Below are 17563 nucleotides of genomic sequence, written 5' to 3'. Positions count from 1 at the left end.
GGACCGGTCACCGGCATGCCCGCGGAGGCGGGCGTCCGGCACGGTTCACCACTCGGTGGCGCCGGGCACCGCCGAGTGGTCCGGATGACCGGCGGTACGGCGGGCTTCCTTCATCTCCGCCTCGTACAGGTGGTCCCGGCCCTGGGCGAGTTCGTCGACCGCGCTGCGTTCGAGTTCGCGGAACGGCCGGTAGTAGGTGTCGTCGTAGGCCTCGACGATCTGGAACGTCCAGTGGCCGGGGACGACGTTGCGGCCGAGGATCTCGGACTGGACCTTGTCGGCCCACTCGGGATGGCCGGCCTCCCTCAGCAGTCGTACCGCCCGGTCCAGTTCCAGGTCGGCTCCGCCGGTCAGCTGGTGGAAGCTGTAGAGATGGCCGCGGGCCCGCTCGGTGGTCTCCAGGGCCTTGGACAGGGATCCGAGGGCCTCGACGGTCTTGTCGCTGACGCCGTCGGGCCGCCGGTGCCGGCGGTCGGGTCCGTCCTGCTGCTCGCTCATGGCGCTCCCTTGGTGCGGTGGCCGGGTGCCGGCCCGTGGGACTCGGTGCGTACCGCCTCTGTGCACCTCTTCTCGCTGTGTCGGATGTCCGGATGCGCCGGCCGGAACGGCCGGTCAGACCGGGTGCCCGGTCCGGTCGCGGCGGCTGAGCAGACGCTGGGCGCGGACCAGTCCGGGTGCCCGGTGCGCGCGCAGTGCGGCGCGCGCGGCGTTGGCGCCCGGGGCACCGTGCACACCTCCGCCCGGGTGTGCGCCGGCCGAGGCCAGGAAGAGTCCCGCCACCGGGGTCTCCGGGCGGCCGGTTCCGGGTACCGGCCGGAAGACGAGCTGCTGGTGCATGGCGGTCGTACCGCCGTTGATGGCGCCGCCGAGGAGGTTGGCGTCCAGTTCCTGGAGGGTGGGCGGGGCGAGGACGCGGCGGGCGCGGATGCGGGAGCGGAATCCGGGGGCGAACCGCTCGACCTGCCGTTCGACGCGGTCCGCCATGCGCTCCTGGTCCGCGGGTCCCCAGTCGCCGGTGATGCCCTCGTCACCGGCGTCCGACCGGATGTCGTGCGGGACGTGGGTGTAGGCCCAGGCGGACTCGGTGCCCCGGGGGGAACGGGCGGGGTCGGACAGGGTCATCTGGCCGAACAGGGCGAAGGGGCGGTCGGGTACCTGGTGCATGGCGATCTGCGCGGCGAAGCGGGTCAGCTCGTCCATGCCGTCGGCCAGGTGGACGGTCCCGGCCCGGCGGGCCTGCTCGGCCTGCCACGGCACCGGCCCGTCCAGCGCCCAGTCGACCTTGTAGGTGGCGAAGTCCCACTGGAAGCGCCGCAGGTCCTCCATGAGTTGCGCCGGCACGTGCTCGGGGCCGACGAGTTCGCGGTAGAGGACCGGTACGGCCACGTCGGCGAGCACGGCCCTGCGGGCGGGCACCGTCTCCCCGCCGGCGGTCCGCACCCCCACGGCCCGCCCTTCGCGTACGGCGACGGCGGCCACGCGCTGCCCGCAGCGCACCTCTCCCCCGTGCGCGGCCAGACGCCGCACCAGCGCCTCGGTGAGGGCGCCGGAGCCACCGACCGGCACGGGGAAGCCGTACGTCTGTCCGAGCATCGACATCAGCCAGCCGAAACCGCCGCTGCCCGCCGACTCGGGGGTGAGGTCCGCGTGCAGCGCGTTGCCCGCCAGCAGCAGCCGGCCGCCCTCGCCGCGGAACTCCTCCTCGCCCAGCCGGCGCACCGGGAGGACCAGGGAGCGTGCGGTGCGCAGACCGCCCGCGGCCCGCAGTCTCAGGGCCAGCCGGGTGGTCGCCCGGACCGGCGGGAACGGGGTGAACAGGGCGCCCAGCAGATCGGAGCGGATGGTGTCCCACAGGTCCCACAGGCGCCGCCAGGCAGCTCCGTCGCCGGGCGCGAACGCCTCCAGAGAGTCGGCGGTGGTGTCGATGTGCCGGTCCAGGACGGCGCACCGGCCGTCGCTCAGGGGATGCGCCAGCACGTGCGGCGCGTGGCTCCAGCGCAGCCCGTGGTCCTGCAGGCGGAGCGCGGACAGGATCGGGGAGGCGGCCGCCAGCGGATAGAAGGAGCTGAAGAGGTCGTTGACGAAGTCCCGGTCGACACCCCGGTCGTGGCGGACCGCGCCGCCCGGCTCCGGCTGCTCCTCCAGGACCTGGACACTCCATCCGGCGTCGGCCAGCAGGTTCGCTGCCACGAGCCCGTTGGGGCCCGCCCCGATCACCACGGCGTCAGGCATGGCGAGTCCCTCCGCTGCGCGGCAGGCGTCGGGCGGCCCGCCCCCGGTCACGTTCCCCGTCCTCGCACGCTCTGGCGAGGCGGGCGAGCATGGCGCGGTGGCGCAGCTGTATCAGCGCCTCGAAGCCGACGTTGTGCAGGGCCCCGCCGGCCCCCTGGAGGGGGTGTTCGTCGACGATGACCAGACAGTCCTCGCCCCACTCGCGCAGTTCGATCGCGATACGGGCCGTGCCGAGGATGCCCGCGTGGGCCTCCAGTTCCAGGAGGGAGCCCTCCTCGCAGTGCCGTACGACGGTCTCGTTGCCCAGCCGGAACGGGCCGAGCCGTACCTGGTAGCCGATCGACGCCTCCCGCTCCGGCCACCGGCCGAGCCTGGGGGACGCGGACGACGTGCCCACCACCCATTCCGAGTACCTGCTGCCGTCGGCGAGGACCTCCCACACCGCTGCGGGGCTGGCTTTGATCAGGCGATGACGTACGGCCACGGACGCCTCCGGCTCTCACGGGCTCGGGTCGGAACCCCGGCCGAGTGCCCCGGACACCCTCGCCCCAACCCGCGCAACCGGCCCTGGTCGGGGGCCGCGGAGGCCGAGCGGCAGCGTCAGACGCCGGCCCCGTGTCCGGCCGTCACCGCCTTCAGCTCGGCGAGTGCCGCCCGCAGCAGGCTCGCCATCTCCCCCTCCTCGGCCGCCGCGATCCAGCGTTCGAAGCCGACCTTGAACACGGCCACCCCCGCCTCGGCGGCGAGGCTCGCGGCCGGCTCGGTGACCCCGCGGCCACGCAGGGCGCCGGCGACCGCGGCCGACATCGAAGCGAGTTTGATCAGCTCGCGCTCCTGGAGTTCCGGGTTGGCCACGACCACGGCGTGCCGTCGGCGCGCGTGCTCCCACCGGTCGGCGAACGCCCCGGAGACCGCGTCGAGGCCCGCCGCCAGCGCGTCGACCGGTGCCGCCCGCTCCGGAGCGCCGGTGACCGCCCGCACGAAGAGGTCCTGGAGCTCCCCCGAGCCGGCGAAGAGCACCTCGCGCTTGTCGGCGTAGTGCCGGAAGAAGGTGCGCTCGGTCAGGCCGGCCCGCTTGGCGATCTCCGCCACGGTGGTCTGTTCGTACCCGTGCTCGCTGTAGAGCTCCAACGCCGCTTCCGCCAGGCGCCCCCGCGCGTTCGGCTCCCATCTGCCCATGGGCCGATCGTACGCGATGACAGTGCCTGCCATCAGATGTAAGGTCGATGACAGTAACTGACATCGAATGGTCCGGGAGCTCTCCCATGCGCATTTTCGTGACCGGCGCGTCCGGCTGGATCGGATCCGCCGTCGTTCCCCGGCTCATCGACGCGGGCCACCGGGTCGTCGGGCTGGCCCGCTCCGACACCTCCGCCGCCGCGCTCACCGCGGCCGGGGCGGAGGTGGTCCGCGGCACCGTCGACGATCGGGACGTCCTGCGGGACACGGCCGCCGCGTCCGACGGCGTGATCCACCTCGCCTTCAAGCACGACATCGCCTTCACCGGCGACTTCCAGGGCGCCGCCGAGGCCGACCGCCGGGCCGTGGACGTCTTCGGGGAGGCTCTCGCCGGCACCGACCGCCCCCTCGTCATCGCCTCCGGCGTGGTCGGCCTCGCGCCGGGGCGGGTGGCGACCGAGCGGGACCGGCCGACCGTCGACGGCTCACCCGTCTCGATCCGGTCGGCCACCGCGCAGGCGGCGCTCGACCTCGCCTCGCGGGGCGTGCGTTCCTCCGTGGTGCGGCTCTCCCCCACGTGCCACGGCGAGGGCGACCACGGCTTCATGGCGACCCTGGTCGCGATCGCCCGCGCCAAGGGGGTGTCCGGCTACATCGGCGACGGCGCCAACCGCTGGCCGGCCGTCCACCGTCTCGACGCCGCCCGGTTGTTCCTCCTCGCCGTCGAGAAGGCGCCCGCCGGATCAGTGCTGCACGCAGTGGCCGAGAAGGGTGTGGCGATCCGTGACGTCGCCGAGGTGATCGGGCGGCACCTCGGCCTGCCGGTCGCCTCCGTGACCCCGGAGGCCGCGCCGGAGCACTTCACCTGGCTGAGCGGCTTCCTGGGCACCGACGTCCCGGCGTCCGGCAGGCTGACCCGCGAGCTCCTGGGCTGGGAGCCGACCCGCCCGGGCCTCCTGGCCGACCTCGACGCGGGCCACTACTTCCGGGCACCCGCCACCACGGGCGCCTGACCGAGGCGTGCGGCGCCGAACGACCGTCGACGACGGAGCCGCGTCCACCGGGCGGTGGGCAGCCTCGGAGCCGGCGCGCCCCGACACCCGTACCGCTTCGGGAACTTGCTCACCGCAGGGGCGCCGTCGGCCAGAGCGGCTCGGTCGCCGCCTCCTCGGCCGCCCGCAGCACCCGCAGGACGTTGCGCCCGGTGAGGGCCTCCAGTTCGGTCCGGGACCAGCCCCGGCCGGCGAGTTCCCCGAGCAGCACCGGGTAGCCGGAGACGTCGGCGAGGCCGGCCGGCTGATGGTCGACGCCGTCGTAGTCCCCGCCGAGGCCGACGTGGTCGACGCCTGCCACGTCACGGGCGTGTTCCACGTGGTCGGCGACCTCGGCCACGGTCACCTCGGGCCGCGGATGCGCCTCCAGCCAGCGGCTCAGGCGGTCGTCGGAGGAGGGGTCGAACAGGTCCGCGTGCTCCTCGGCGACCGCCGCCGGGTCCTCGCCGGGGCGAGGCGCGCGCGGCCACCGCCACGCGTCGGCGGCGAGCCCGAGGCGTTCGCGCTCCGCCTGCAACTCCTCGGCCCACGCGCTGACTCGAGCCGATATGAAATAGGGCACGAAGGTCAGCTGGATGACCCCGCCGTTGTCCCGGAGGAGTTCGAGAACCGGGTCGGTGACGTTGCGCGGATGGTCGTTGAGCGCCCGGGCCGACGAATGGCTGAACAGCACCGGCGCGGTCGAGGCGGCGAGGGCAGCACGCTGGGTGGACTCGGCGACGTGCGAGAGGTCGACGAGGATCCCGGTGCGGTTGAGGTCGGCGACGATCGCGCGCCCCGTGTCGTCGAGGCCGCCCACACCGGGCTCGTCGGTGGCCGAGTCGGCCCAGGAGGTGTTGTCGTTGTGTGTCAGGGTCACATAGCGCACCCCGAGCCGCGCGTACGACCGCAGCACGCCCGGCGACTCCGCGAGGCTGTGGCCGCCTTCCACACCCAGCAGTGAGGCGATCCGGCCGTCGGCGAAGGACTTCTCGACGTCGGCGGCGGTGTAGGCGATGCGCAGGGCGTCCGGGTAGCGGGCGACGAGCCGGTACACGGCGTCGATCTGTTCCAGGGTCGCCACGACCGCCTCGGGCTCGGGCAGTTCGGAGGAGACGTACACGGACCAGAACTGTGCGCCGACGCCTCCCGCGCGCAACCGGGGCAGATCGGTGTGCAGATCGGGCCGGCCGTCCGCGAGGCCCTCGACGCTGTAGCCGGAACGGGCGCGCAGGGCCACCGGCAGATCGTTGTGGCCGTCGACGACGGGCGTGCTCCGCAGGGCTTCGGCTACGACATCGGTCATGGACTCGGACTCCTTCGTCGACGGAAACGGTCTGCCGGCGCGCCCGGCCGAACTCGTGCGGGGGTGGGGCGGCCACCGCCGCCGTGTGCGCTCCTCCCCCGGGTGCCGCCCGGTGCCCGGGCGGCGGCGCCGGACCCGGTGATCCTGCCCCGGCGGGGCGCGGCCACACGGCCCGCAACTCCCGCCGGGCGAAGGCCGACCCGGGCCGCCGGCCGGCAGCGTGAAGCGGACGCCCTTCTTCATCCCTGTGTCATCGCGCGTTATGGACCCTGACCCTCGCCCCGGGCACCTTGGCGATGTGCCGCTGGGGCACCCCTGAGACGAGGACGGGGCGAATGACACCGATCAGCCGAAGAGGCTTCGTGGGGCTCGGCGCTTCCATGGCAGCGGGTGTGACGCTCGGCGCCGGCTCGCGTACGGCGGCTGCCGCACCTGCGACGGCGACGGCGACGGCGACGGCGACGGCGACCGGCACGATCAAGGACGTTCGGCACGTGGTGATCCTCATGCAGGAGAACCGCGGCTTCGACCACTACTTCGGCCGCCTGAAGGGTGTCCGCGGCTTCGACGACCGCAGTGGCATCACCCTGAACGGCGGATACAGCGTCTTCAACCAGCCCAACGGTACGGGCCGCCAGTACCCGTGGAAGCTCAGCGCGACCCCGCCCGCGGGCGGCAAGGACGGCGGGGCGCTCGCGCAGTGCAACGGCGACCTGCCCCACTCGTGGTCCTCGCAGCACTCCGCCTGGAACAAGGGCCGGATGGACAACTGGGTCGCGGGTGTCGGCAACGTCCGCTCTCTCGGCTACCTGGACCGGTCCGACATACCGTTCCACTACGCGCTCGCCGACAACTACACGATCTGCGACGCCTACTTCTGCTCCACGCTCAGCGCCACCGGCCCCAACCGCACCTACCTGTGGAGCGGCAAGGTCGACCAGTCCAGCTACGACGGCGGCGACGAGTCCGGTCTGACCTGGCAGAGCTACGCCGAAGCCCTGCAGAGCGCCGGGGTGACCTGGAAGGTCTACCAGAACGCGGCGGACAACTACGGCGACAACGGCTGCGCCTACTTCAAGACCTTCGCGAGCGCCAAGCCGGGCAGTGCGCTGTACGACCGGGGCATGTCCTCCGTACCGAGGGCCACCGGCTCGACCCCGGACGACATCGCCGCCGCGATCAGGGCGGACGTCGTCGCGGGCACCCTCCCGCAGGTCTCCTGGGTCGTCCCCAACCAGGCCTTCTCCGAGCACCCCTACGCCCCGCCCGGCGACGGCGCCCACTTCGTCGGCCTCGTCTACCAGGCCCTCGCGGCCGACCAGGACGTCTTCGACTCGACGGTCCTCTTCCTCAACTACGACGAGAACGACGGCTTCTTCGACCACGTGCCCCCGCCGGCGCCCCCCGCCGGTACGGCCGGTGAGTTCCTCAACGGGGTGCCGTACGGTTTCGGCTTCCGCGTCCCGATGATCGTCGTGTCGCCGTGGACCCGCGGCGGCTGGGTCTCCTCGGAGGTGTTCGAGCACACCTCGGTGCTGCGCTTCCTGGAGACCTGGACGAGCGCGCTGGGCACGCCCGCCAAGTGCCCCAACATCAGCGACTGGCGCCGCAGGGTGAGCGGCGACCTCACCGGGGTCTTCGACTTCGCCCGTCCGGTGTACGGCCCGGCGACCCTGCCGGCGACCGGTGTCCTCGGCATGAGCACCTGCGGTCCCCTGCCGAACCCGGTGCCCACGAACAACGCCCTGCCCGCCCAGGAGAGCGGCACGCGCCCGGCGCGTGCGCTGCCGTACCAGCCGAACGGCTGGCTGGACCGCCTGGAGTTCGGGGACGCCGGGAAGATCACCGCCTGGTTCACCATGTCCAACCAGGGCGCGCCGGCGACCCGGGCGGCACACTTCTCCCTCCATCCGGGCGCCTACCGGGACACCACGCCCTGGCAGTACACCGTCGACGCGGGCGGCACCGCCTCCGACTGGTTCTCCATCGGCGCGGGCTACGGTGACGGCAGGTACGACCTGACGATGCTCGGTCCGAACCGCTTCCTGCGGCGCTTCGAGGGCGACGCGACCAAGGCGGGCAAGGGGGCCGAGGTGAGCACCCGTTACGCCGTGGAGCCCGGCACCGGAAAGCCGGCGGTGTACTTCAGGATGACCAACTCGGGTTCGGCGTCGGTGAAGTTCACCATCACCTCGAACCACTACCGCAGCGACGGCCCGTGGACGTACACCGTCGCAGCGGGCGCCTCCGCGGAGGACTTCTTCAACGCCGTCGCGTACCAGAACGGCTGGTACGACTTCACGGTGACCGTCGACTCCGACGCCACCTGGTCGCGGCGGTTCACCGGGCACCTGGAGACGGGCGCGACGAGTGTGAGCGGCTGACCTTCACCGGGCCGTCCGGACGCTCAGGGCTTCGACGGCCCAGTCGACCACCGGTCCGAGGGGCTGCGGGGCGGGCCAGCCGTTGACCACGGCGAGCAGGTGGACGTACCGGTCCCACCGCGGATCCCGCGCGGCCCGGAGCCGGTGAAGGAGCCGCGCGGGCAGCCGGGCGTCGTCGGGGCGGCCCACGGCGGCCGCGCAGCGCGAGGTCAGCGCGGCCACGACGGGGTCGGCCCGCGGTGATGCCGGGTCGACCCCCGAGGCGAGGGCCGGCGCCACCGCGTCGCGGGCCAGGGCCACGACGTCCGGCCGCGGGGGTCCGGCGGTGCCGCCTCCCTGTCCGGCCGCGTGCTCGTCCAGCAGGCGCCGGAGGCCGGAGCGGAACCCCGGGTCCGTGGACATCTCCGCCAGCTCCGCCCAGGCCGCGACCTGCTCCTCCGTGGGGCGGTCGGGGAGTTCGGGGGTCAGGGAGCGCCGGATCGCGGTGCTTCCCGGGTGGGGAGGTGCGCCGTCGAAGACCGCGCCCAGGAAGTCGTCCACCAGGCGGTGTCGCTCCGCCTCGGACAGGGTGGCGAGCCGGTGCATGCGTTCCATCCCCTCGATCGTGGGTTCCCCGGTGGCTGCCGCCGCCGTCAGCACCGCACGCCGCAGCCGCAGGACCGTGATCTGCAGGTCGAGGGCGGCGGCGTGCTCCGTGGCGACCTGGCCGAGCGTGAGTTCCTGGTCCACCACCCGGCGGACCGCGTCGAGGCCGAGGCCGAGTTCGCGCAGTGTCCGGACGAACGCCAGGCGCGCCACGGCGTCCTGGCCGTAGCGGCGGTAGCCGGCCGGGGTGCGATCGGCCGGCGGCACGATGCCGCGGTCCGAGTAGAACCGGATCGCCTTGACCGTGAGCCCGGTGCGCCGGGCCAGTTCGCCTATCGAGTACAGGATTCCGCCGTTCATGCCTCCAGCTTGGTGTCTCCCCCTGCGGGAGACTCAAGCCCGCTGGGTCGGCGGGCGCACGCGCCGGCCAGCAGCTCGAGGATGGCGCGGAGCCGCCGACGGGCCTCCTCGTCGGTGATGAGGCCGTCCGGGCCGACCATGCCCCGGTCCACCGGGACCCGGACGCAGGCCGCCTCCACGATGTCGGCGCCGGTGTAGCCGAGAACGGACCGCAGTGTGGCCTCGGCGCCCTGCCCGCGGCCCGGAGCCGCCGCGTTGACCCACGCGGCGGGTTTGTCGCAGATCTCGGTGCCGCCGACGGTCCAGTCCAGCAGATTCTTGAACGACCCCGGCAGCGTGCCCGCGTACTCGGGCGTGCAGACGAGGACCGCGTCCGCCCCCTCGATCGCCGCCCGCAGTTCGGCCACCGGAGGGGGCAGGGGGTCGTTGTCGTCGTCGGGATTGAAGTGCGGAAGCCCGGCGAGGCCGTCGTAGAACGAAGTGGCGACCCCGGCGGAGGGACCCACGGCCTGCGCGGTACGCAGCACGGTCTCGTTGGTGGACCCGGCCCGCAGGCTCCCCGACAGCAGCAGGATCATCGGCAGTGAACTCACCTGATCAACCTACCTCGGAGCCCCACACCCGGTCGGACCTCGCGACGACGGCCCTGAGTTCGCGCGCTGAGCGGGCCGGGAGGGCGCGCATCACGGTGTCGAGGAGCGCACGCGCCTCCCGGGGATCACCGCCGCAGCAGTCCCCGTGCGTGTTGCCCCGTTCGTGGTCCTGCCACAACAGGCGTTCCGGGGTCCGGACGTAGTCCTTCCACAAGCGCACGGCCGTGGCGACCTCTCCCGGTCCCCAGTGGGTCCGCGCGCGTTCGAGCCGGTCGATCTCACCCAGCGCACCGCGGGACAGACCGTCGATCACCGTCGTCCTGGCGTGCGTCCGGTGCCGCCGGGGAAGGGCGGTCCGGACCTCTCCCGGCCGTCTACGCGGCACGGGCCTTTCGTGTCGTGGTCATGCCGCACATGATGACACCGGAGCCCACGGCGCCTCCATGGATTTTCCGGCGGCGTCCCGAAGGGTGCACGGCCGGGCGGGACTCCCCCCCACAGCGGCGGCGGAACGGATCCGGCCGGGTGGTTCAGCCGGTGGCGGTCGCGAGGGCCTTCGGCCTTCGTCGTACCTCGGCGATCACCCGGGCACCCCGGTCGGGGGCGGTGTCGAGCCGGGCGAGGACGGACGGGGCCGCGATCGCGGGGAGCAGGTGGTTGAACAACGCCGACATCCGCGCGTCCAGGTCGGTCCAGCCCGCCACGCCCTGGGAGACGAACTGCACCCCGATCCAGGCGCCGAGGAAGACCTGGGCGGACTCCTCCGGGACGACGTGCGAGAGCACCTCGCCGCGCTCCTTGGCCTCTTCCAGCACGCGGGCGGTCAGTTCGGCCCAGGCCGGCCAGGCGCTGCCGAAGACGTCGCGTCCCTGGAGGTCCGCGGAGAGCCGGACCCCGGCGAGCAGCATGGGCTCCTGCGGCAGGCGCTTGGCCAGGGTCATGCCGGCGTCCACCCACTCCTGCAACTTCAGTTCGCGGGGCAGGTGGTACTCGGTGGTGATCTGCTCCTGCAACACGCCCTGGGCGAGGGCCGCCTTGGAGTCGAAGTGGAAGTACAGGGCGCCCTTGGTGACGCCTGCCCGCTGGAGGATCTCGGCGATCGTGGCCGCCGCGTACCCGCGCTCCGCGAAGACGGCCGCTGCGGCTTCCAGAACAGCGCGTCGGGTCCGGACAGCTCGCTCCTGCTGAGCCATCGACCCTCCTCAAGCTGAAGATTGAACCAACCAGCTCGTACCATACCGCACGGCGATACGGCAAGGAGGCCGCGGTGACATGGTCACCGCGGCCTCCTGGAGCCTTCGCCGTACGCCCGGTCCGCGACCGGGGGACGGTCTCACTGGGTCGTCAGCATGCCTTCCCGGAGCCGCTTCAGGGTGCGCGAGAGCAGACGCGACACATGCATCTGGGAGACGCCCAGGCGTTCGCCGATCTGCGCCTGGGTCATCTCCTCGACGAAGCGGAGATGCAGGATCAGGCGGTCCCGCTCGGGCAGTTCGGCGATCATCGGGGCCAGTGCGTGGAAGTCCTCGACCAGTTCCAGCGCGGTGTCCTCGGTCCCGAGGAAGTCCTGCAGAGCCGTCTCCCCGTCCTCGCTGCTGTTGATGGCCGCGTCGAGGGAGGCGGAGTTGTAGCCGTTCGCCGCGAGGCGGGCCTCGATGACCTCGTCCTCGGAGAGGCACATCAGCTCGGACAGTTCCTTGACCGTGGGGGTACGGCCGAGCCGGCTGCGCAGCTCCTCGGTCGCGCGAGCCAGCTGGACGCGGGCCTCCTGCAGCCGCCGGGGCACGTGCACGGCCCAGGACGTGTCGCGGAAGAAGCGCTTGATCTCGCCCACGATGTACGGCACCGCGAAGGAGGTGAACTCCACCTCACGGGACAGCTCGAACCGGTCGATCGCCTTGATCAGACCGATCATGCCGACCTGGACGATGTCCTCCATCTCCTCCGCACCCCGGCTGCGGAACCGCGCCGCCGCGAAACGGACGAGGGACATGTTCATCTCGATCAGCGTGTTGCGCGCGTACTGGAACTCGGGCGTGCCCTCCTCCAGCACCGCGAGCTGGTCGAAGAACACCTTGGACAGCGCCCGCGCGTCCCGGGGAGCCACGCTCGAGGGGTCGACGAGTTCCGGCAACTCGGCTGCCGTTCGCGTGTCCTGACCCGCCACGGTCTGCGTCGTCATGGTGTTCCCCTCCCGGATGGGTCCGTATCTGCGGTGTTGTCAACGACACGCCGCGTACCCGCACAGTCGCCATGCATGCCTGTCTCGGCGAGATCGACGGCGGCCCGGCGTCTCCACCGGAAGAATCCGGCCGACATGCGGGCGGGCAAAGAGGGCATCCGGTTGGTCAAGCGAAAACCAAGAAGTGTGGGGGCCGTTCGGCCCGACATCCGTCAACACTGGAGTTGTCATGACGAGTTACGGCAGTCACTCTGCCAGTTCCTCCCGTTCGGGCACCAACGGTCTGGCGATCGCGAGCCTGTGCTGCGGCATCGTCGGGCTCTTCATCCTGAACATCGTCCTCGGCCCGCTGGCGATCGTCTTCGGCGCCGTGGCCCGACGGCAGGCGGCGGTGAAGAACGGCGCGGGCATGGCGAAGGCCGGCATCGTCCTGGGCATCGTCGACGTGGTGCTGTGGCTGGTGCTGTTCTCCGTCGCCGCGCACAACGGCGGATTCAGCTGGCACGTGGGCGGCTGACGCCCGACCGGGCACGCCGTGCGGGGTGCGGTCCACCTGCGGGGTGGGCCGCACCCCGGCGTATGGGCGCCACCGCCCGCGCGGAGCGCCGCGCCACGTGCGGGGCGGCGACGGGCGCGCGACGATGGTCGTACAGCGGCGACGAAGGAGGACACCGTGTGCCGCCTTTTCGGGCTGAGCAGCTCCCCCTTGCGCACACCCGCCACGTTCTGGCTGCTGGACGCCCCCGACAGCCTCAGTGCGCAGAGTCACCGCGAACCCGACGGCACCGGTCTGGGGTTCTTCGCCCCCGACGGGACGCCCGAGGTGCACAAGGCACCGATCGCCGCCTACGAGGACCGCGCGTTCGCGCAGGAGGCCCGGCAGGTGGAGTCGGCCACCTTCATCGCCCACATCCGCTTCGCCTCGACCGGCGGCCTGGACGTCCGCAACACCCATCCCTTCGAGCAGCAGGGGCGGCTGCTCGCGCACAACGGCGTGATCGAAGGGCTGGACGAACTCGACCGCCATCTCGGCGACGACCTCTCCCTGGTGCAGGGCGACACCGACTCCGAGCGCTTCTTCGCCCTGGTGACCCGGGAGATCGCGGCGAACAGCGGCGACGTGTCCGCCGGGATCGCCGCGGCGGCCCGCTGGACCGCAGGCAATCTGCCCCTCTACGCCCTCAACATCATTCTCGTCACCCCGAGTGAGCTGTGGGCTCTGCGCTATCCCGCCACGCACGAGCTGTACGTCCTCCGGCGGCCGGCGGGCGGACATCACGGCTCGCGGCATCTCGACCACACCGGCAGTCACGGCCGGATGCGCGTGCACTCGCCGGGTCTGGGCGATCGTCCCGCCGTCGTCGTGGCCAGCGAGCCCATGGACGAGAACCCGCACTGGCGGCTCATGGAGCCCGGCGAGCTGCTGCACGTCGACGACCACCTGCACACCACGTCCCGTCTCGTCCTGCCCGACCCGCCCGCCCATCCCCTCACCCTCGCCGACCTGCGCCCCACCGCGGCGGCCTCGCAGCGGACGGGGTAGCGCGGCGGACCCGGCCGGAGGTCCCCGGGCAGGTGTCGGACCGCGAGCCGGGGGCATCGGCGAAGTATGGGCACACAGTCTGGGGCACTGCATGGACGGTTTCGGGCCCGCCGGGCGGCCGACAGCACGGCAATGGCGGTGGCGGCCCGGTCGGGATTCGCGGCACGCGGGCTGATCTACGTACTCGTGGGTGTCATCGCGCTCCAGATCGCCTTCGCCGGGGACGGCGGCGGCCAGCAGGCCGACCGCGGCGGTGCCCTCGGCGAGCTGGCCGACAAGCCGTTCGGGTCGGTACTGCTGTGGGTCGTGGGCATCGCGCTCGCCGGCATGGGGCTGTGGCGCCTGTCGGAGGCCGTGTTCGGCGGGACGGGACCGGACGGTTCCAAGCTGTCGAAGCGCGCGGCCAACGCCGGCCGGTCCGTGTTCTACGCCTTCCTGTCGTACTCGGTGCTGAGTTACGCGGCCGGGGCCCGGGGCAGCGGCAGCGGCTCCTCGGACAAGCAGTCCGACGACGTCACCGCCATGGTGCTCAAGTGGCCGGCGGGCCAGTGGCTCGTCGGTGTGGCGGGGCTCGTCGTGGTGGGCGCCGGCCTGTGGATCGCGTTCCGGGCGGTGCAGCGGAAGTTCCGGGAGGACCTGCGCACCGGGGAGATGTCGAAGCGGACCAGGCAGGTGACCGACTTCCTGGGCGTCACGGGCGGGTCGGCGCGCGGCCTCGTCTTCGCGGTGGCCGGCGTCTTCGCTGTCGTCGCGGCCGTCCAGCACCGGCCGGGCAAGGCCAAGGGCATGGACGACACCCTGCGCGCGTTCCGGGATCTGCCCGCCGGCCCCTGGCTGCTCGCCCTGATCGCGCTCGGTCTGGCCGCGTTCGGGCTCTTCTCGTGGTGCAACGCGCGCTGGCGGAAGATCTGAGCCGACGGCCCGGCCTCGGGTCCGCGGACGGGGGGACCCGGCCGCCCGGGACGTGATCCGGCTCACCGGGCGGAGACTTGCGCAACCTCTAAACTGTCGGCCGTGGAGACGACCGAAGTGACCGGCTGGCAGATCGCGGTGCTCGACGGAGGACCCGCGCACGGGCTGCGGATGAAGGTCTCCGACCGGCCGCGCACGATCCAGGTGACCTGCCCCTGCCAGGTGGAGGGCGCGTCCGTCGAGGGGATGCGCGCGGAAGCGGTGTACGTCTACCGCCGCGACTACACCGTCACCGAGGAGCCCCTGCGCTACGGCTTCGACATCGCCAGTCCCTGACCGGCCCGGTCACTCGTCGGAGTCGGGCTTGCTCCGTGCCGCGGCGTACGCCTGCGACGGCGTCATCGAGATCCCGTTCAGGGAGACGGTCCGGTAGGGGCTGACCTTGGCGCACGTCTTGGCCTCGGCGGCCGTGGAGGCGTGTGCGTGGGAGACCGCGGCGTTGGTGTCGGCGGGCGCGGGTGAGGAGCCGCCGGGATAGCCGGTGCCGTGCGGCCAGTCGCTGCCGATCACGAGGGTCAGGCCGGTGCCGGCCCCCTCCCTCAGATGGGACGCGGGCAGTCCCAGGGCCTCGCCGACCGTCCGGGCGGCGTCCTTGCGACCGGGGCCGTAGGTGAGGGTGGTGGTCGTCGCGGGGCTCGGGGCGTTGGCCGTGGTGGCGGAGCTGAAGCCCTGGTCGACGAGGGCGGCGGCGACGGCGGAGGCGCGGCCGGTGATCGAGGTGCCGTTCTCCACCGTCACGGCGATCTCCGACGCGGGCACCGGCGAGGCGGTCGCCCCGGCCTTCGCGGTCGCGGACGCCGCCCCGGACTTCTTGCCGGACCCGGTGGTCAGGGACTGGTCGCCGGCGATGGTCGAGAACAGGGTCTTCGCTCCCGGGCCCACCACCAGGCGGTTGTCGTCGGCCGGGTCCGGGGCCGTCTGCATGGTCGTGAAGGTCATCCGCTTGGTGGGGACCTTGTTCACGTCGTCGGCCAGCGCGATCAGCTTCTTCACCGTGCCCAGGCCGTCGTCCACGGTCAGCGCCTTGGTGGCGGCGTCGGCGAGCGAGTAGACCGCGGTGGGGTCGGTGAGCGTGCCGGCGCTCTTGAACTTGCGCATCATCGCGCTGAGGAAGATGTGCTGCGAGAGGGTCCGGCCCAGGTCGCTGCCGTCGCCGAAGCCGTGCCGGGAGCGGACGAACTCCAGGGCCGCGACTCCCTTGAGGGTGTGGGTCCCCTTGGACAGCTTCAGGTGGGAGTAGGTGTCGTAGACGTCGTCGCTGACGCACACGGAGACCCCGCCGACCGCGTCGGACATCTTGACGACGCCGGAGAAGTCGAGCTTCACGAAGTGGTCGATGGGGATGCCGGTGAGCTGGTGCACGGTGGCCACCTGGCAGGCGGGGCCGTACTGCAGCGCGCTGTTGATCTGCCCGTAGTAGCCGTTCGTCGACTGGCCCGTCTCCCGGTCCTTGCAGGCCGGGACCTTCGTCATGGTGTCGCGCGGGATGCTCATCACGGTGGCGTTGGAACGGTCCGCGGATATGTGCATCACCATCTGCACGTCCGCGTTGCTGCCGGTCTGCACGCCGGTGGTCCGGCAGCCGCCGCCCAGCTTGCAGTCGGTCTTGCTGGTCCGTCCGTCGGAGCCCATGACCAGGATGTTGATCGGGGTGCGGCCGAACGCGTCGGCCTTCTCCGTGCCGCCCTTGCCGTCGAGCGAGACGCTGTGGATGTTGCCGTTCAGGTGCTCGTAGAACCACCAGCCCGCGCCCGCGGTGAGCACGACCAGTACGGACAGGCATATCGCGAGGACCTTCAGGATCCGCCTGCCCCGGCCCGCCCGACGGCCGCGGTGGGGCCGCCGGCCGCCGGCGGAGCGGGCGGCGAGCCGGGCCGCGGCCCGGCCGCCGGAGGGCCTCGGCCCGTCGGGTCCGGTCGTACGCTGTCCGGGCACCCGCGCGCCACGGCTGCGCGTGACCTGACCGGAAGGACCGTCCCACGGGTCGCTCATCTGCACTCCCAGGAACGGTCGGGCCCGTCGGGCCGGGCCGTCCGGTGGGCGGACGGGATTGCGCGGCGGTGTGCGGGCAGGCGAAGGGGCGGTTCACCTCGGTTGCGTAGTTGCGCAATCTAACAAACCCGCGGCGCGAACCGTACAGATCCACACGCAATTCACAGGTGAGGCATCTCATGCGCGCCACGCCGCCGAGCAGGTGGTCTCAGGCTCCGGTCCCGCGCAGCCGGTCCGCTCCCCCGGTGCGGTGGCGCGGCCGTGCCGTCAGCTGACGGACCATGACCCGGACCAGGGTGACGACGTCCGGATCGTCGACGTAGTACACCTGCCGTCGGCCCTCGCGGCGGGAGCGTACGAGGCCGGCGAGTCTGAGTTTCGCCAGGTGCTGACTGACGGCGGGCAGGGCTCCGCCCACCCGGTCGGCGAGATGCGTGACGTCGCTCTCGCCCTGCGACAGGGCCCACATCAGGTGCAGGCGGGCCGCGGAGGCGAGCAGACCGAACGCCGCGGCGGCATCCGACAGCACCTCGGCGGGCGGATCCTCGAAGCCGGTGCCGTCGTCCCTCACGGTTCCCTCCCGTCCACGCTCGTCACCGTCGGAGCACACACGCTCACCAAGTGTAGGCGCGGCTTTGGAAGACCCTCCGGCAGGGTGTCACCTCCGGACGGACGGCGCGGACCGCGGCCCCCGTGAGCGTGCCGCGATGTCGAGCGGGCACACGTATGCCATCAACGACGAAGGGGTGGCCTGCCAGCCATGGAGATATCCGGGATCATCAGCGCACTCGTCATCGGCATCGTGATCGGTGTCCTGGGACGGCTCGTCGTCCCCGGCCGTCAGCACATCGGCATTCTCTGGACGATCGTGGTCGGCATCGTCGCCGCCTTCATCGGAACCGCCATCGCGGCCGGACTCGGTGTCGCCGACACCAAGGGCGTCGACTGGATCGAATGGCTCATCCAGATCGCCCTCGCGGCGCTCGGCGTGGCCGCCCTGAGCCGGGTCATGGTGCGGAACTGAGGGCGCCCGCCGGGACGCGGCCCGTCGTCGGCCGGCACAGCCCGAACCCCCGCCGGAGAAGAGGATCCGGCGGGGTTCCCGCATATGGGGACCCTCCTGTTCTTTTCACCCCTAAGGGTGAATCGATGGATGGATGTCCGGACTCCTCCCGCCTCGTGCGCTGTCCTGAGGAACGCGGCC

The 17563-nt window shown here is 72.4% G+C and carries 19 protein-coding genes; 7 read left to right on the top strand and 12 right to left on the bottom strand.

The genetic code is table 11. From position 1 onward, the window contains the following. Window positions 1-45: 45 nt before the first annotated feature. The 4 genes from BLW57_RS36555 to BLW57_RS36540 form a co-directional block, all read right to left on the bottom strand. Window positions 46-498, bottom strand: a complete 453-nt coding sequence (locus tag BLW57_RS36555; RefSeq protein WP_093479977.1) for a hypothetical protein — start codon at window positions 496-498, stop codon at window positions 46-48. Window positions 499-612: 114 nt separating this feature from the next. Then, window positions 613-2232, bottom strand: coding sequence for a phytoene desaturase family protein (locus tag BLW57_RS36550; protein ID WP_093481080.1), 1620 nt, complete (start codon window positions 2230-2232; stop codon window positions 613-615). Then, complete coding sequence (locus tag BLW57_RS36545) at window positions 2225-2716, bottom strand: SRPBCC family protein (RefSeq protein WP_093479976.1); 492 nt, start codon at window positions 2714-2716, stop codon at window positions 2225-2227. Before BLW57_RS36545 ends, BLW57_RS36550 begins: the two co-directional genes overlap by 8 nt. 116 nt (window positions 2717-2832) lie before the next feature. Next, window positions 2833-3411, bottom strand: coding sequence for a TetR/AcrR family transcriptional regulator (locus tag BLW57_RS36540; protein WP_093479975.1), 579 nt, complete (start codon window positions 3409-3411; stop codon window positions 2833-2835). A gap of 86 nt (window positions 3412-3497) precedes the next feature. Between BLW57_RS36540 and BLW57_RS36535 the strand changes: the two genes are divergently transcribed. Further along, entirely contained in the window at window positions 3498-4424 is a 927-nt protein-coding gene (locus tag BLW57_RS36535) for an SDR family oxidoreductase (RefSeq protein ID WP_093479974.1), read from the top strand. 109 nt (window positions 4425-4533) lie between these two features. Here the strand turns inward: BLW57_RS36535 and BLW57_RS36530 are convergent, their stop codons facing one another. Further along, complete coding sequence (locus tag BLW57_RS36530; RefSeq protein ID WP_093479973.1) at window positions 4534-5748, bottom strand: dipeptidase; 1215 nt, start codon at window positions 5746-5748, stop codon at window positions 4534-4536. Window positions 5749-6083: 335 nt separating this feature from the next. On the opposite strand from BLW57_RS36530, the gene BLW57_RS36525 reads away from it, so the two are divergent. After that, a complete protein-coding gene (locus BLW57_RS36525; protein WP_093479972.1) occupies window positions 6084-8132 on the top strand; it encodes a phosphocholine-specific phospholipase C in 2049 nt (682 codons plus the stop codon). A gap of 3 nt (window positions 8133-8135) precedes the next feature. On the opposite strand, the gene BLW57_RS36520 is transcribed toward BLW57_RS36525, so the two are convergent. The 5 genes from BLW57_RS36520 to BLW57_RS36500 all read right to left on the bottom strand — a co-directional run bounded on the left by BLW57_RS36520 (window position 8136) and on the right by BLW57_RS36500 (window position 11852). Further along, the gene (locus BLW57_RS36520) at window positions 8136-9077 is read right to left on the bottom strand and encodes a MerR family transcriptional regulator (RefSeq protein WP_093479971.1); all 942 of its coding nucleotides are present in this window, start codon (window positions 9075-9077) and stop codon (window positions 8136-8138) included. Further along, window positions 9074-9670: an NADPH-dependent FMN reductase gene (locus BLW57_RS36515; protein ID WP_256339687.1), complete on the bottom strand. Its 597-nt coding sequence runs from the start codon at window positions 9668-9670 to the stop codon at window positions 9074-9076. Before BLW57_RS36515 ends, BLW57_RS36520 begins: the two co-directional genes overlap by 4 nt. A 4-nt stretch (window positions 9671-9674) precedes the next feature. Beyond that, a complete protein-coding gene (locus tag BLW57_RS36510) occupies window positions 9675-9983 on the bottom strand; it encodes a hypothetical protein (RefSeq protein WP_093479969.1) in 309 nt (102 codons plus the stop codon). Window positions 9984-10200: 217 nt separating this feature from the next. Further along, the gene (locus tag BLW57_RS36505) at window positions 10201-10863 is read right to left on the bottom strand and encodes a ScbR family autoregulator-binding transcription factor (protein WP_093479968.1); all 663 of its coding nucleotides are present in this window, start codon (window positions 10861-10863) and stop codon (window positions 10201-10203) included. Window positions 10864-11003: 140 nt separating this feature from the next. Then, window positions 11004-11852 carry an RNA polymerase sigma factor SigF gene (locus BLW57_RS36500; protein WP_093479967.1) on the bottom strand — a complete coding sequence of 283 codons (849 nt, stop codon included), beginning with the start codon at window positions 11850-11852 and terminating at the stop codon, window positions 11004-11006. Window positions 11853-12081: 229 nt separating this feature from the next. On the opposite strand from BLW57_RS36500, the gene BLW57_RS36495 reads away from it, so the two are divergent. The 4 genes from BLW57_RS36495 to BLW57_RS36480 all read left to right on the top strand — a co-directional run bounded on the left by BLW57_RS36495 (window position 12082) and on the right by BLW57_RS36480 (window position 14643). After that, a complete protein-coding gene (locus BLW57_RS36495) occupies window positions 12082-12369 on the top strand; it encodes a DUF4190 domain-containing protein (RefSeq protein WP_093479966.1) in 288 nt (95 codons plus the stop codon). Between the two features lie 156 nt (window positions 12370-12525). Beyond that, window positions 12526-13395 (top strand): class II glutamine amidotransferase, encoded by an 870-nt coding sequence (locus tag BLW57_RS36490; protein ID WP_093479965.1) that lies wholly within the window; start codon window positions 12526-12528, stop codon window positions 13393-13395. A gap of 132 nt (window positions 13396-13527) precedes the next feature. Beyond that, window positions 13528-14307 (top strand): DUF1206 domain-containing protein, encoded by a 780-nt coding sequence (locus BLW57_RS36485; protein WP_093479964.1) that lies wholly within the window; start codon window positions 13528-13530, stop codon window positions 14305-14307. Window positions 14308-14409: 102 nt separating this feature from the next. Then, window positions 14410-14643 carry a hypothetical protein gene (locus BLW57_RS36480; RefSeq protein ID WP_256339686.1) on the top strand — a complete coding sequence of 78 codons (234 nt, stop codon included), beginning with the start codon at window positions 14410-14412 and terminating at the stop codon, window positions 14641-14643. Between the two features lie 9 nt (window positions 14644-14652). Here the strand turns inward: BLW57_RS36480 and BLW57_RS36475 are convergent, their stop codons facing one another. Both BLW57_RS36475 and BLW57_RS36470 read right to left on the bottom strand, forming a co-directional pair. Beyond that, the gene (locus tag BLW57_RS36475) at window positions 14653-16359 is read right to left on the bottom strand and encodes an LCP family protein (protein WP_256339685.1); all 1707 of its coding nucleotides are present in this window, start codon (window positions 16357-16359) and stop codon (window positions 14653-14655) included. A 208-nt stretch (window positions 16360-16567) separates the two neighbouring features. Beyond that, the gene (locus BLW57_RS36470) at window positions 16568-16930 is read right to left on the bottom strand and encodes an ArsR/SmtB family transcription factor (RefSeq protein WP_093479963.1); all 363 of its coding nucleotides are present in this window, start codon (window positions 16928-16930) and stop codon (window positions 16568-16570) included. A 189-nt stretch (window positions 16931-17119) separates the two neighbouring features. Between BLW57_RS36470 and BLW57_RS36465 the strand changes: the two genes are divergently transcribed. After that, the gene (locus BLW57_RS36465) at window positions 17120-17383 is read left to right on the top strand and encodes a GlsB/YeaQ/YmgE family stress response membrane protein (RefSeq protein WP_093479962.1); all 264 of its coding nucleotides are present in this window, start codon (window positions 17120-17122) and stop codon (window positions 17381-17383) included. Window positions 17384-17563 lie beyond the last annotated feature (180 nt).

The organism is Streptomyces sp. 1222.5, assembly GCF_900105245.1.
Classification (GTDB): domain Bacteria; phylum Actinomycetota; class Actinomycetes; order Streptomycetales; family Streptomycetaceae; genus Streptomyces; species Streptomyces albidocamelliae.
This window is presented reverse-complemented; position numbering and strand designations above follow the sequence as displayed.

Excerpts from the sequence above, each read along its gene's own strand:
- BLW57_RS36555 (WP_093479977.1), bottom strand. The coding sequence starts at position 498 with ATGAGCGAGCAGCAGGACGGACCCGACCGCCGGCACCGGCGGCCCGAC.
- BLW57_RS36550 (WP_093481080.1), bottom strand. The coding sequence starts at position 2,232 with ATGCCTGACGCCGTGGTGATCGGGGCGGGCCCCAACGGGCTCGTGGCA.
- BLW57_RS36540 (WP_093479975.1), bottom strand. The coding sequence starts at position 3,411 with ATGGGCAGATGGGAGCCGAACGCGCGGGGGCGCCTGGCGGAAGCGGCG.
- BLW57_RS36535 (WP_093479974.1), top strand. The coding sequence starts at position 3,498 with ATGCGCATTTTCGTGACCGGCGCGTCCGGCTGGATCGGATCCGCCGTC.
- BLW57_RS36530 (WP_093479973.1), bottom strand. The coding sequence starts at position 5,748 with ATGACCGATGTCGTAGCCGAAGCCCTGCGGAGCACGCCCGTCGTCGAC.
- BLW57_RS36525 (WP_093479972.1), top strand. The coding sequence starts at position 6,084 with ATGACACCGATCAGCCGAAGAGGCTTCGTGGGGCTCGGCGCTTCCATG.
- BLW57_RS36520 (WP_093479971.1), bottom strand. The coding sequence starts at position 9,077 with ATGAACGGCGGAATCCTGTACTCGATAGGCGAACTGGCCCGGCGCACC.
- BLW57_RS36505 (WP_093479968.1), bottom strand. The coding sequence starts at position 10,863 with ATGGCTCAGCAGGAGCGAGCTGTCCGGACCCGACGCGCTGTTCTGGAA.
- BLW57_RS36500 (WP_093479967.1), bottom strand. The coding sequence starts at position 11,852 with ATGACGACGCAGACCGTGGCGGGTCAGGACACGCGAACGGCAGCCGAG.
- BLW57_RS36495 (WP_093479966.1), top strand. The coding sequence starts at position 12,082 with ATGACGAGTTACGGCAGTCACTCTGCCAGTTCCTCCCGTTCGGGCACC.
- BLW57_RS36485 (WP_093479964.1), top strand. The coding sequence starts at position 13,528 with ATGGCGGTGGCGGCCCGGTCGGGATTCGCGGCACGCGGGCTGATCTAC.
- BLW57_RS36475 (WP_256339685.1), bottom strand. The coding sequence starts at position 16,359 with ATGAGCGACCCGTGGGACGGTCCTTCCGGTCAGGTCACGCGCAGCCGT.
- BLW57_RS36465 (WP_093479962.1), top strand. The coding sequence starts at position 17,120 with ATGGAGATATCCGGGATCATCAGCGCACTCGTCATCGGCATCGTGATC.